The following is a 13,949-nucleotide window of genomic DNA, read 5'->3' as shown; positions in this document are numbered from 1 at the left end:
CGCTGTACTGAATAGTCCCTAGCCACCTATACTGGCCAATTAGTGGTGTAACAAGGGCGCTTTTATATATCATCGTGTCATATTTCTATAAAACAAGAATGTCTCCCACACGTGATGTCCTCATTATTTCTCTTGGCGAACACATAACCGGCGCCGAAATCAGAAAACGACTCGATAAGCGACCAGATTGGGTTGTACGGACCGCTAACTCGGACGATGCGATCTGGTCGGAGTACACCGAAAATGGGATTGACTGCGTCGTCGTTGACTGTTCAGCACCTGCTTCCGATCGAGGGTTGGACACGATTTCAACGATTCAGAAGCGGAATCCACTGCTTCCGGTACTTGCGTACTCAACCACTACAGATGGAACGATCGCGATCAAGGCCACGCAGTGCGGGGCAACAGAATATGTTTCAGGTGAGCATCTCGATGCGACTGCCGAAACGCTGCCAGATCAGCTTGCGGCCCTGTGTAACCGGCCCGACACGGCGACAATCCATTCCCGTGCGACGGTCAGACAACTCGAGGTGCTGGTCGATCATCCAACGTCTTATGCGGGGATTCTCGACCCGGATGGAACCGTCCGATTTGCGAATGCTCCGTTGCTCGAATTTACTGGGGCCAATGCTAATACAATCGAAGGGAAACCGTTCTGGAAGGCTTTTTCGTGGGACCATTCTGAGTCGTTACAAGAGGAACTTCGTAACAGCATCGAGCGGACAGCAGTAGGTGAGTCGGTGAGTATACAGGCTGATCTTTACAGTACCGATAGCAACCAGCGGGTCGTCCAACTCAGCCTCGAGCCGGTCCGCGACGAGACGGGAACAGTGGTCGCAATCGCTGCAAAAGGACTAGACATCACCGAACGCGAACACCTTACGTCGGAATTACGTGAGAGTCAGGTATCACTCGAGCGACTATATCGTGTCTCATCAGATACGGAGCGTTCGCTAGAGGAGAAATTACAGGACCTGCTCGAACTAGGCTGTGATCGACTAGGCCTAGACATTGGGTTTCTGTCTTCTATCGACATGGCCAGTGATGAGTTCGAAATTGTCGAGGCACGGGGTTCTCACGAGCAAATCCAGTCTGGTGTGAGAAGCCCGCTATCGGAAACCTATTGTCGACGAACGATCGAGGAAGACGGCTTGCTGGTCGTTCAAGATGCCAAATCCGAGGGGTGGGACAGTGATCCAGCCTACGAACGGTTCGACTTGAGCTGTTATCTCGGTGGAAAAATCACCGTCGACGGCGATCTGTACGGGACGCTGTGTTTTGCCGACCACAAGGAACGTGACCGGTCGTTCTCACCAGCCGAACAAACGCTTGTCGAATTGATTACAGAATGGGTAAGTCATGAGCTCGAACGGCATGAGTACGAACGCGAACTCGAAACTACTCAGAAGCACCTCGAAAACACGCTCGAACGCATCGACGACGCGTTCTTTTCGGTCGACGCTGACGGCATATTCACGTATCTCAATAGTCGCGCAGAACGGTTACTCGGCCGATCGGCAGAGGAGTTACTCGGGAGTAGTATCTGGGGCGAGCTCGGAGAGGCAGCTGACCGGCTATTCTTTGACGAGTATCACCGGGCAATGGAGAGTCAAGAGCCAGTCACGTTTGAGGCGGAGTACGAACCGCACGACGTCTGGTTTGAGGTGAATGTCTATCCTTCAAAAAACGGTCTTTCAGTGTTTTTCCGTGATGTAACCGAGCGCAGGGAACGCGAGCGGGTCCTCAGCGAGTTACTGGAGACGAGTCGCGATCTAATGCAAGCTAGCAAACGACACGAGATTGCCGACATCGTAGTTGAAGCAGCCGAGGACGTGCTCGGAGAGAAACTGACGGTCGTCCGGATGTACGATCCCAATAAAGAGGCTTTGGTGCCGGTCGCGTCAACCGACACCGTGGATGAACAGATGGAAAAGCGGCCACTCTATGAACCCGGCGAGGGGCCGGTTGGTCGTGTCTTTGACCGGATGGAATCCGAGATGTATGCCAAGGCTGCTGCTATTGATGATGATCGAAATCGGTCTCCGGTCCAGTCGATGATGTATCTGCCGATCGACGACCACGGAACCCTCAGTATCGGGTCGCTGGAACCGGATGGTTTTGATAAGACGGATCAACAATATGCGGAACTGTTGGCTACGACTGCTGGGGCAGCACTTAGTCGGAGCGAACGCCAACGCGACCTCCGAAAATACGAGGCTATCCTCGAGACCGTACAAGAAATGGTTTATGTGCTTGATAAGGAAGGGAATTTTACACTTGTTTCTGAACCATTAGCTAGCTGGCTAGGCTACTCTGTCAACGAACTAATCGGTCGTTCTGTGTCGGTTGTTCTCAGTGACGAGGCTGTTGATAAAGGACAACAATTACTCGAAGAGCTCCGGTCAAGTTCTGAAGGTGCCAGCCGTAAATACGAGGCCGAGGGGATTACCAAGACTGGTGACCGTGTGCCCGTCGAGATCGAACTGACGCCGTTCCCGGAGGACAGCGAGTTTATTGGATCCGTCGGAGCTGTCCGTGACCTACACGACCTTGTTTCAACCCGGGAGGATGTTGTCGAAGAGCGCGATCGGTTTTCATATCTCTTCGAAAACATTCCAGATCCCATCGAGGAAGTGGAGTTCGATGGAGACCGCAGTGTTATCCGTGACGTAAATCCGACATTTGAACGGATCTTTAATATTGACGGTGAAACACTTGTCGGGAAATCTCGAGAGGCCCTCGACAAAGACGTATACCGTCGCTATCCTGGCCCGACCGAGACACAAAGCGCTGAAGGAGCTAGCGACCCAATATAATTCACGGCGAACACACCATCTGGACGGCGACACTTCCGCTTCCGAGAGATCCGCTATCAGACAGCATCCGGGGAACGTGGCTTTGGCATCTATACAGACATCACACGCCTGAAACGACGGGAACGCCACTTACAGGTCCTCCATCGTATTCTTCGGCACAACCTTCGCAACGACCTCAATATCGTACATGGATTTGCCGAGCAACTTGTTATCAAACTCAAGGGCGAAGAAAGCCAAGCGTATGCTCGACGCATCCGAGAGACGGCAGATAAATTGGTCGCCCTCAGCAAGACTGCGCAGGAAATCGAGCAGGTCATTGACCAGGAACTCACGACGGAACCAATCGATCCAGTCCCGATTGTAACCGATCTCATCGATGAGTACAGAGAGGTGTATTCCGAGGCGGACATCGAATTACTGGATCTCGAAAACGTGCGAGTCCACGCCGACCGACGGTTGCAGACTGCCCTCGATCATCTAATTGAAAACGCTCTGTTATACACCGACCAAGCCGAACCTCACGTTCAAGTATCAGTTTCGACGGATGATAACACCTCTGAGTGGGTTAGGTTAGAAATTAAGGACAACGGACCGGGGATTCCTGACAAAGAATGGAGCGTTATTGTCGGAAACGGTGAAATCACACAGCTTGAACATGGAACAGGACTGGGACTATGGCTTGTCAAGTGGCTTGTCGATACATATGGGGGTGACCTCGAATACAGCGACAACGAACTCGGTGGAAGTACAGTGACTATAAGCCTCCGAAAAGCACCAAATGCTGAGGGCCAGCCCAGGAGCAACCAGCCTGAATGATCCAAAGAGTCTGTCAGTGGCCCACGACCGAAGCCGTGGACCTTTTTTGTTACTCTGTGAATTATAGAGATTCAAGGAGCGATCCTTGCGGCTCAACCCGACGAGGGTGTCAACGTTGGGCAATTATAACCTCAGTCTCGCAGTTCTTCGAGGACTTCGTCTCTAGACAGGCTGGGCATCGGTGAGCCAGAAGAATCGCGTCCACATCTTCATTGACGATGCCAAGGACCGTTTCGCCCGGGTAGACTAGTTGAACATCATAGTCATCACTCAACTAAAGCCCGTACAGATCCGCGAGTCTCTCCTCATCTTCAGCGAGGGGTATGGCGTGTAATGTACTTATACCACCTTGTTTATTATAAAATATAATTTGTAAAAAATCAATTCTTTTCTAAAAAAACGAATGTCGAGCTAAGATTATCAAAAATAGTATTCTGGAAGACATTTTTATTAGACACTATTTCTTTTTACGCAGATATGCCAACTGACGACTCCCAAAGCGGCTATAAGGTAACCGACAGTGACCGGCGAAATGTAAATGGACAGCGACTCACCGAGGCAATAGGCATCGATAATAGAGAAATTGCGTGGCGAAAAGATTTCACTCGATTTGATTCGACGGACGTTGACCGGTTGACCCGACTTGAACCGATTCTAGAAGAGATCGCAGATGACGTTGTAGATGAGTTCTATGACCACCTCGAACAGTATTCTGAAGCGACGGCGATCCTCAATTCGTCGACAAAATCCGTTGATGCGCTCAAGCGCAGTCAGACCAACTATCTCACTGGTCTCGGTCGCGGTCGGTACGATCAGTCGTACTTTGACAGCCGAGCGAGAATCGGAAAGATACATGATATGCTCGATCTAGGGCCGAAAGTCTACTTCGGTGCCTACTCTGTCTATTTTGAGGGCGTTTTTGAAGCGATCGCCGAAGACGTGAAAGAACGCGCGATACAGACAGATGGTGGCGTCGCTGCGACCGGCTCCAACTCAACAACTCTGGGTGACAAGCCGTCCAGTACCGAGGGAAAAAAAGCGGCTCTAAACTCTGTTGAAGACGCCGTCGACGAAACCGTAGCCCAGATTCTTTCTGTACTCAAGCTCATTAACCTTGACCAGCAGGTCGCGATGGACACGTATATCCACTCGTACAGCTCACAAATCGAATCCGAACTTGACCGGCAACAAGATGTCGCTGAAGACGTTGAAGAATCCGTCGATAACCTTCGGGATTCGACGAGCGAAGTCGCGATCAGCACTCAAGAGATCAGCCAGATCGCGACCGATCAGGTTGATAATATGGAACAGGTCGCAAGCGAAATCTCGAACCTCAGCGCCACTGTCGAAGAAGTCGCATCAACGGCTGATGAAGTCGCCCAAACCAGTTCACAAGCAGAAGAGAATGCGGCCGACGGTCGCGAATCAGCCGAGGAGGCAATGGAGACGATGGAAGAGATCGCCACAGCGACCGAGTCGGTTGCCGACGACGTGGATCAACTTCAAGACCGAATCGAGGAGATCGATGACATCGTCGAAGTCATCGACGATATCGCTGATCAAACGAACCTGCTCGCGCTGAACGCCTCGATCGAAGCGGCACGAGCAGGGGAGGCCGGATCCGGCTTCGCCGTCGTTGCTGACGAGGTGAAGTCGTTGGCGGAAGAGTCGCAGTCACAGGCAGCGGAGATAGAACGTACGGTTAGCGAGATTCAGTCTGACACGCGCGAGACTGTCGAGAGTCTTGATGACGTGACTGACCAAGTCGACGACGGCGTTGAAAGCGTTGAATCCGCCATGACTAACCTAGAACAGATCGCCGATGCGGTGATCGACGCGTCTCAGGGAATCAATGAGGTTGCACAAGCGACCGATGACCAAGCTGCTAGCACCGAGGAGGTTTCTCAAATGACGAGTGAAACCCTTGATCAGTCCCGGACAGTTAGCAACGAGATTAACGACGTCGCGGACGCTAACGAGGATCAAGCAGAACTTGTCGAGGAAATTTCGACAACTGTTGAAAAGTTACTTAATAGAAATTCAGTCAGACAAACTGGTGAGTATTGATGAGCAGACACAGCTCAACCGCACTCTCAAATGATGGTCAGGCGCCAGATGAAACCGAGGCGAGCACTAAGCAATTGCTCCGACAACAACTCAAAACTGAATTTGGTAGGGCATCGTATCCGGTCGTTTCTCCGTTCGATCTCATCCCTGTCTTATCTGACGGTCCAGCGACCGTATTCTCTGCGGGTGATGTTCAAGTGCCTGCTGCTGATCTGGGTCTCGTTCACGGCAAGCACTTATCATTCCCGTATGACTCATCAGACGCATTGGTTGATGACGTAATGGCGGCTCTGCGCGCTGACAGTGTACTACCAACTCACGACTGAATCTCAAAGTCTAGAATTTGGTCAGTACAGTTATTTACACTCACACTGAAATTAGTAGCAAGCTCTGAGTAGTGATTGTGCTATGAGTAATTACAAACCTCGTAACCCTCTCAATAATACGGTTCCGGGGAATTACTCACGGGCCTCTCGTGTACTTCTGTTGTTACAAAATGACACCAACCGCGATCATTTAGCGGCTTGGTTGTCTGGTGAATACGAGATCGTGACTCCTGAAGACAAGGCTCTCAGTCAGATCGAGTTTGACCTTTGTATTCTGGACACAGCTACGCTTGAACACCAAAACGAGTGTATCCACAGTCTCAAAGAGACGGCTGAGCCCACTTTCCTACCGTTTCTCCTCGTCGCACCAGAGCGAACAGATCGCAGCCGCGAAGCGAATATCTGGGAGATCGTCGATGAAGTGATTTCGGTTCCAGCCGAAAAGCAGACACTTAAAAATCGGCTGTGTAATCTTCTCGAACGACGACGACTTTCTCAACAGCAGGCCACAGCTCTGACCCAACAGCGAGAGCTATTCCAGCGCATTTTCGAATCCTCAAACGACGCTATCGTGCTCATTGACCCACAGCGGAACACTATTTGTGAATGTAACTCCCAAGCCTGTGACTTGCTGGGATATACCCGAGAGGATCTACTCCAGATGTCACCCGAGGATGTTCATCCCGATGAAGTGTCCGAGTTCAGGGCATTCAGGAATAGTGTTCTTGACAAGGGACACGACTGGACCGCAGAATTAACGTGTCGGACTGGAACAGGACGGTTACTGGATGTAGAGACCTCGGCGTCAACCGTCGAGATCGGTGGCCGAACGCACATGCTCGCCAGCATTCGTGATGTCACGACCAGAACAGGACAACAGAAGGTAATGAACAACCTCCACGACGTGACGATCGAATTCATGGAGGCCACGACCAAACAAGAGGTTGCTACTGTGATAATGGAAGCAGCCCGTGGCGTATTTGGATACGATATCGCAAGCGTCCGCCTACATGACGCTGAGACGAAGCCAGAAACGTTACGCCTCGTCGCTGCTACCCCGATTGCCGAATCCTATCTCGATACTACAGCGACAGAATCCGAGTTTGGGGATGGAGTAGTAGGGGAGGCTTTCGCTACAGGAGAGCCTGTCGTTGTTAATGACCTCCAGGCGAGAACCACACCCTTCAATTACGGATCGATCCGGAGTGCGATGTTTGTTCCACTCGGTTCACACGGTATACTGAGCATCGGTGCGACCGAAATCGGGGCCTTCGATGAAACGAACGTGGAAGTGACACAAGTGCTTGCGACAAATGCGACTGCAGCAATGACTCGGGCACAACGCGAACAGACGCTCCATGAGCAAACCGAGTCCCTCCGGGGTCTGTTCGAGAACGCCACAGATTGTATCGTGGATATCGAGTCCATCAATGAGGAACCCCGGATCCGAGATGTGAACCCTCGGTTTGAGGAAGTCTTTGGCTACAATCGCTCAGATATACAGGGCGAGTCGCTCTCAGAGCTGGTCGTTCCATCGGATACGGAGGCTGAGTCGAAGTGGCTCATCAAACAGTCACTTTCAGGGGAGCGGGTCGAAATCGAAGCTCGTCGTGAAACGGCGACCGGGCGTCGGGACTTCTTTATCAGAGCCATTCCGGTTCAGCGAGACGGCGCCGAATATGGCGCATACGTCGTGTATACGGATATCACAGAGCGAAAGCGCCGTGACCAACAGTTACAAGTTCTTAACCGTGTTCTTCGACACAATATCCGTAATAAGCTGAATATCGTCCATGGAGTCCTCGACCGCTCAGTTAGAAAAGAAAAAAACATTCCTGAGCAGCTGGCCGAGGAAGGCCTCACTGCGACGAACGAACTGCTTGATCTGAGTCAAACGGCGCGTGAATTTGCAACCGAGACGCGGGCAGAATCTACCGACACACCGATATCGGTCACAGACTGTATCCCGGCAGCTATCGATTCACTCGAGCAGGACTATCCAGATGCGAAACTATCGACTGATGTGACCGCAGATAAAATGGTTCCCGGGACAGCTCGATTATATCGTGTTCTTCGCGAGCTCTGCGAAAACGCTATCGTACACTGTCATCAGGCCATTCCCGAAGTGGAGGTTTCGTGCGAGCAATCGCCAAAAAGAGACGACTGGGTTATGATAACCGTGACAGATAACGGGCCTGGGATTCCCGACGATCAGCAAGCCATCCTTGAAAATGGTGAGGAAACAGATCTGAAACACAGTAACGGGCTTGGACTGTGGACGGTCCAATGGATTACAACGATTACAGGTGGTGACCTCACGATCAATACACAGGACAGAATTGGGACAACCGTGACAATTTATCTGCCAACAGTACAACCAGACTCGTAGGTGGGTATTACAAACAGGGCAATTATGAGTGATCCTACTACAACTTCCGACTCCGTCTCAGTATTAATCGTCGACGACGAGCAAGGCCTAGCCGACCTGTATGCGCTCTACCTCGATGAGGGCTATGACACGCGGACGGCGTACGACGGCGAGTCGGCGCTTGACATGATTGATGACACTGTAGATGTTATCCTTCTTGACCGTCGGATGCCCGGGTTATCCGGTGACGAGGTCCTCGCAGAACTCCGTAATCAAGAATTTGACCAGCCGGTTGGAATGCTTACGGCAGTCGATCCCGGAGATGATATCCTTGAGATGAACTTTGATGATTATTTCCTCAAACCAATCGACGAAGAAGAACTCCGGGCAGCAGTTGACACACTCGCCAAGCGAGCACAATACGATACGGATTTTCGGGAGTACTTCGCGGCCGTTTCAAAGAAAGCCGCAATGGAGGCAAATAGTTCAAAACAGGACCTCACAGAGAGTGAGGCCTACCAGCAATTAGAACAGGAAGTGGAGGCTGCGAAGGCCGACGCGGATACGACATTTGATGAGTTAAAAAGAGAAGACCCAACAGCTGGATTTCGTGATTTATAACCGACATAATATTCAATTTTTACCCGTAAAAAAGGAGCGCTGCCGTGAGATCCAAAGCGATCCATAATTCAACACATCACTCATGACAGACACCACTGATTCCGATGTTGACAATACAGTATCGATTGATCGGCTCTCGACCGGCATTGAAGGATTGGATACAATCCTCCACGGCGGTCTCATCGCTAACCGCAGTTACCTTGTCCGAGGCCAACCAGGAACCGGAAAAACAATTCTTGGATTACATTATTTAACCACCGGGACTGAGGCGGACGAGACATCGCTGTTCATCAATCTTGAAGAGACGACCGCAGACATCGAGCAAAATGCTGCGACACTGGGCTTTGATCTCGAGAATGTCCACTTCCTTGATCTCAGTCCGAAGTCGGAGTTCTTCGCTGGCGATCGGGGCTACGATATTTTCGAATCCGGTGAAGTCGAGCGTGACCCATTGGTAGAAGAAATCACTGATCGCGTGTCGGAACTCCAGCCAGATCGCGTATTCGTCGATCCGATCAGCCAACTCCGCTATCTTTCGACTGACGAGTACCAGTTCCGCAAGCAAATTCTGTCGTTCATGCGGCTGTTGAGCGAAGAGGGAGCGACGGTCCTGTTCACGACGCAGGCAACCAAAGACGCACCCGATGACGACCTACAGTTCATGAGTGACGGTACCATTGAACTGGGGTACGCCTCGACCGGTCGCTCGATCAGCGCCCCAAAATTCCGAGGGTCTAAGACCCAAACTGGCAACCACGCCATGGAAATCACGGATGGCGGGCTGGTTGTGTATCCGGAACTCACGCCGGGCGAGTACAACCAGGAGTTCGTCTCGGAAGCGATCTCCTCGGGCGTCCCAGAGGTCGACGAACTCCTCAACGGCGGCCTCGAACGCGGGACGGTGACCGTCATCAGCGGTCCGACTGGCGTTGGGAAAACGACGACCGGGACGCAGTTTATGAAGGAGGCGGCCGGTCGCGGTGAGCACTCGGTGATGTATCTCTTCGAGGAATCGGAATCGACGTTCATGCAACGGTCGGAGGCGATCAACATCCCCGTCTCAAAGATGCGTGAACGCGGAACGCTCACCGTCGAGGAAGTCGAACCACTCCAAGTGTCACCGCAAGAGTTCGCCCAAATGGTTCGCCACCAGGTCGAACAGGAGGATGCCGACATCGTGATGATCGACGGAATCGCAGGGTACAAACTCGGGCTTCAAGGCGGCGAAGACGAACTCGTAACCCACCTTCACGCACTGAATCGGTATCTGAAGAACATGGGCGTGACCGTCATCCTCATTGACGAGGTGTCGAACATCACCGGTGAATTCGAAGCGACAAACGTCGGGATCAGCTATCTCGCGGACAACATCGTGTTCCTTCGCCATCTCGAACTCAGAGGCGAGATGCGGAAGGTCATTGGCGTCCTGAAAATGCGCACCAGCGAGTTCGAACGGACGCTTCGCGAGTTCGAAATTACTGAACACGGCATCAGCGTGGGGGACCCGTTAACCCAGCTACGGGGGATTCTGAGCGGGACACCAGAATGGACTGAGGACTGAGAATAGAGTCGCGACAATGAGTACACAGGTTATGGATCTCCAAGATAACGAGAACCCCTCGACATCACTTCTCTTGCTGATCCAGAGCGATCGGAATCGTGAACTGTTGGCCGACCAACTCAGCGACGAATTCGACATCCAGGCGGGTGCTGATGACGCATTTAGTGACCCAGAATTCGACCTTTGTCTGCTCGACCCACCGTCGCTCAACAAATATCGAGACAGACTCAAGGAGACAAAAACCGCAGCCGAACCGGCGTTTCTGCCGATTCTGCTACTCGCCGGCCAGCGGTCACCCGACGACTTCTCTGAGGAAGTTTGGAATGTGGTTGACGAAGTCCTTCAGCGGCCGGTTGCGAAATCAGAACTGAAGGTCCGGATCGAGAACCTCCTTCGGCGGCGGCGACTCTCCGCTGAGCTAGCCCGGCAAAAGATACAGAGCGACCAGCGCTTCGAGGCGCTGTTTCAGTCAACACCAGACCCGGTCGTCGTCGTTACACCGGAGGGGACAATCACCGAAGCCAATGATGCCTTTACCGAGACATTCGATATCGATTTGAACGAGTTACGGGAGCGGTCGATCACCGAGCTTGATCTGTCGCCGACCGAAGCTGTTGAACGAGTCCTGCTCCGAATTGCCGACGACAACTCTTCGTCGACGACGGTCGAATGGGAACTTGACGAAGGAACCTCCCTCGTCACGGAAGTGAACACAGATATCGTGACCGGGTTTGGAAACGCTGCGGAACGCATCGGCATATTCCGAGATATTACAGACCGGGCCGAACGAGAGCGCGAACTCAAACGGCAGAATGAACGGCTCGAAGAGTTTGCAGATACAGTCGCACATGATTTGCGGAATCCCCTGAGTATCGCACAGGGCCGGCTGAAGTTCGCCCAAGAGACGGGCGACGACGAACACTTCGAGGAAATCAGATCAGCGCACGACCGAATGGAACAGATGATCGAAGAACTGCTCTCTCTAGCGAAACAGGGACAGGCAGTCCTCGATCCGGATGACCTCTTACTTGAAGCTGTAGTCAAGCAGGCCTGGAGTCACTTCCAAACACAAAACGCCACACTTCACGTGGATATTGATGACTCGTATGTGATCACGGCCGACGAAGGACGCCTTCAGGAACTCTTAGAGAACCTATTTCGGAATGCAGTCGAACACGGTGGTGAGACAGTAGACATACGAGTCGGACAGCTTCCAAATACAGCAGGCTTCTATGTTGAAGACGATGGGCCCGGAATTCCTCCGGGCAAGCGTACTGATGTCGTTCAAGCAGGGTTCACTGAATCGGAAGATGGCACGGGGTTCGGTCTCTCGATTGTGAAACAGATCGCCGAAGGGCACGACTGGCAACTCGAAATCACGGAAGCTGAGGCGGGTGGAGCACGCTTCGAGATATCGAGTATCGAACGGGAGTGACGCTGTAGCTGCTATCCTTGGGTTCGTCTGGCATCGCTCAGACAGACGGTTGACTTTGTCAAAATAAACACGACGCGCCCTCCGAGAGATGCGGATTCTAGAGGTCGCGGGGCTGGACCGTCTTCCGGTCGTTGGTCTCGGCACGCTCTGCGGCGTCCAAGAGTAGTTCGGCAACCTCTTCGTTGAGAGCGTCATAGAAATCGGCCGAGACGTTGTGTTCCGAGAGCGCGTCCTTCACGGCTGCTTTGACGATTAGGTCAGACATTCCATCGCGGTGTACTCTTGTACAGTATATAAAGGTTCGAACTTTTCAGGCGAGTATGTGGCCAATAGGAGGTGATAATCCGCCTGCACACACCAGAGAGCACATATGCGACCCATCAAAAGTAGGGGAACAGACGGATGCACGATCTAACTGGGTTCCAGCGGGACATCCTGTACGTGATCGCCGGGCTCGAGGAGCCACACGGACTCGCAGTCAAGGATGAACTTGACGAGTACTACGAGCAAGAGATCAACCACGGGCGGCTCTATCCGAATCTCGACGACCTCGTCGACTAAGGTCTTCTTGAAAAAGGAGAGCTCGACAAACGGACAAACGTGTACACGGTCACGAAACGTGGATTACGGGAGATCGAGGCACGACGAGAGTGGGAAAATCAGTATCTTGAGGATGAGCAAGCAGCCACGACGGCTTAGAGCCAAATCAGGGAGTACGGTAGAAGAAGCAAGACTGCTTTACCGATTCCCCCACGAAGATCGAGTGAGATGGACCGGCTCGTCTTCTATCATCATCCACAAGCCGAAAATTTCTCCCTCAAATTTAGCTCGGCGTCATTAGCAGAGATCCGTTCTCAACAAGAGCAGTCTGACGAGTCGACTAAGCTGATCGGGTATCCGTTTGAAACACTGGTCTATGTACTCTATGAGGGCCATACAGAGATCGAATCTGCCCAAGATATTGACTTCGACAGGGAGTGGCTGAGTGAACGTATTCGTGACCTCCCTCGTGCTGGGCAAGTTGTCGCATTCCGCCTGGTTGAATTGCTTGAGGCCGCTGTCGATGTTCGAGAAGCGGATGAGTTCCGGCTCTACAAGGAGTTCGAACCGCAGAAGATTCAACAAGCACTCGATCACGTCTCGTGGGGAGCATCAGTTCCTGAAGTCGCCGGTGAAGTAATGTCGAATTTGATTCTCCGCCACTCCCTCCCGAATGCGAATCACCGAACCGGTATCGCGATGCTACAATTCTGTATTGAGAGTGTCAGTACATCACAAAGCCGGTTAGTTGAGACGTCTGCTTGCAGAAGGTGTGTCTAAAACCCAGCAAGCAGACGATGAAATCCACGAAGACCAACTCCTTAACTTCCTCGTCAACGCTCTTGACGAGGAAGGTGCTCTCACACTCGCTGAAAACGCCGAGATCGATGCTGAAGACATCTACGAGGTCCTCGTCGGCGCGTGCGCCGACGGGACCTCGGTCTCAACGCTCTGTGAGAAAAGTGAAGACGCCCCCCACGAAAATTCGGTTCTCTACCATCTCCGCACCAAATTCGACCTTGAGACGCTTGAGCAAGTCGGAAACGCGCTCCTTCAGAAGGACGTTCTCGACGTCCTTCCCCAGCAGGTGGAGGTCGTTTCAGACCTCCACCTGCGGCCCTACTACGGCGACGAAGATGGGACAGACGGCCTGTACCACTCACAAGCGAAGCGTGGAACAACTGCGTTCCACGCCTACGCCACACTCTACGCGCGTGTGAAGAACAAACGCTACACGCTGGCGGTGCGCCGTCTCGAAGACGGCGACACYGCCAGCAGTGTCCTCGCAGAGTTTCTCGGTATCCTCGACRGCCTTGACCTCGAGGTCAAGGCCGTCTTTCTTGACCGCGAATTCTACGACAGCAARTGTTTGACGCTGCTTCAGGCACACAACCACGCC

Annotated in this window: 9 protein-coding genes and 3 pseudogenes; 11 read left to right on the top strand and 1 reads right to left on the bottom strand. The window is 52.4% G+C overall.

Annotation, left to right across the window (positions count from 1 at the left end; genetic code table 11):
- Positions 1-98: 98 nt before the first annotated feature.
- The 8 genes from AMR74_RS14655 (at position 99) to AMR74_RS14635 (ending at position 12,010) form a co-directional block, all read left to right on the top strand.
- Positions 99-2,816, top strand: a complete 2,718-nt coding sequence (locus tag AMR74_RS14655; protein WP_077152343.1) for a PAS domain S-box protein — start codon at positions 99-101, stop codon at positions 2,814-2,816.
- 273 nt (positions 2,817-3,089) lie between these two features.
- Positions 3,090-3,632, top strand: coding sequence for a sensor histidine kinase (locus AMR74_RS17515; RefSeq protein WP_077152342.1), 543 nt, complete (start codon positions 3,090-3,092; stop codon positions 3,630-3,632).
- 477 nt (positions 3,633-4,109) lie between these two features.
- Positions 4,110-5,699 (top strand): globin-coupled sensor protein, encoded by a 1,590-nt coding sequence (locus AMR74_RS14650; RefSeq protein ID WP_053772801.1) that lies wholly within the window; start codon positions 4,110-4,112, stop codon positions 5,697-5,699.
- Entirely contained in the window at positions 5,699-6,025 is a 327-nt protein-coding gene (locus tag AMR74_RS17510) for an MTH865 family protein (protein ID WP_139043012.1), read from the top strand. Before AMR74_RS14650 ends, AMR74_RS17510 begins: the two co-directional genes overlap by 1 nt.
- An 82-nt stretch (positions 6,026-6,107) precedes the next feature.
- Positions 6,108-8,414: a PAS domain S-box protein gene (locus tag AMR74_RS17505; protein WP_082356891.1), complete on the top strand. Its 2,307-nt coding sequence runs from the start codon at positions 6,108-6,110 to the stop codon at positions 8,412-8,414.
- Positions 8,415-9,014, top strand: coding sequence for a response regulator (locus tag AMR74_RS14645; protein ID WP_082356890.1), 600 nt, complete (start codon positions 8,415-8,417; stop codon positions 9,012-9,014). It abuts the gene before it with no gap.
- 82 nt (positions 9,015-9,096) lie between these two features.
- Complete coding sequence (locus tag AMR74_RS14640; protein ID WP_053772800.1) at positions 9,097-10,575, top strand: ATPase domain-containing protein; 1,479 nt, start codon at positions 9,097-9,099, stop codon at positions 10,573-10,575.
- Between the two features lie 16 nt (positions 10,576-10,591).
- Positions 10,592-12,010, top strand: a complete 1,419-nt coding sequence (locus AMR74_RS14635; protein WP_077152340.1) for a sensor histidine kinase — start codon at positions 10,592-10,594, stop codon at positions 12,008-12,010.
- 97 nt (positions 12,011-12,107) lie between these two features.
- Here the strand turns inward: AMR74_RS14635 and AMR74_RS14630 are convergent, their stop codons facing one another.
- Positions 12,108-12,275 (bottom strand): DNA-binding protein, encoded by a 168-nt coding sequence (locus tag AMR74_RS14630; RefSeq protein ID WP_053772798.1) that lies wholly within the window; start codon positions 12,273-12,275, stop codon positions 12,108-12,110.
- Between the two features lie 137 nt (positions 12,276-12,412).
- Between AMR74_RS14630 and AMR74_RS14625 the strand changes: the two are divergent.
- From AMR74_RS14625 to AMR74_RS14615, 3 pseudogenes are all read left to right on the top strand, one after another.
- Positions 12,413-12,709, top strand: a pseudogene (locus tag AMR74_RS14625) (helix-turn-helix transcriptional regulator).
- Positions 12,710-12,778: 69 nt separating this feature from the next.
- Positions 12,779-13,276 (top strand): annotated as a pseudogene (locus tag AMR74_RS17500) (hypothetical protein); the annotation flags it as partial.
- Positions 13,277-13,322: 46 nt separating this feature from the next.
- Positions 13,323-13,949, top strand: a pseudogene (locus tag AMR74_RS14615) (ISH3 family transposase); the annotation flags it as partial.

This window comes from Halorubrum tropicale (assembly GCF_001280455.1).
Lineage (GTDB): Archaea > Halobacteriota > Halobacteria > Halobacteriales > Haloferacaceae > Halorubrum > Halorubrum tropicale.
This window is presented reverse-complemented; position numbering and strand designations above follow the sequence as displayed.

What these genes read in the sequence shown, in the direction of transcription:
- AMR74_RS14655 (WP_077152343.1), top strand. Translation starts at nt 99, where the DNA reads ATGTCTCCCACACGTGATGTCCTCATTATTTCTCTTGGCGAACACATA.
- AMR74_RS14650 (WP_053772801.1), top strand. Translation starts at nt 4,110, where the DNA reads ATGCCAACTGACGACTCCCAAAGCGGCTATAAGGTAACCGACAGTGAC.
- AMR74_RS17510 (WP_139043012.1), top strand. Translation starts at nt 5,699, where the DNA reads ATGAGCAGACACAGCTCAACCGCACTCTCAAATGATGGTCAGGCGCCA.
- AMR74_RS17505 (WP_082356891.1), top strand. Translation starts at nt 6,108, where the DNA reads ATGAGTAATTACAAACCTCGTAACCCTCTCAATAATACGGTTCCGGGG.
- AMR74_RS14640 (WP_053772800.1), top strand. Translation starts at nt 9,097, where the DNA reads ATGACAGACACCACTGATTCCGATGTTGACAATACAGTATCGATTGAT.
- AMR74_RS14635 (WP_077152340.1), top strand. Translation starts at nt 10,592, where the DNA reads ATGAGTACACAGGTTATGGATCTCCAAGATAACGAGAACCCCTCGACA.
- AMR74_RS14630 (WP_053772798.1), bottom strand. Translation starts at nt 12,275, where the DNA reads ATGTCTGACCTAATCGTCAAAGCAGCCGTGAAGGACGCGCTCTCGGAA.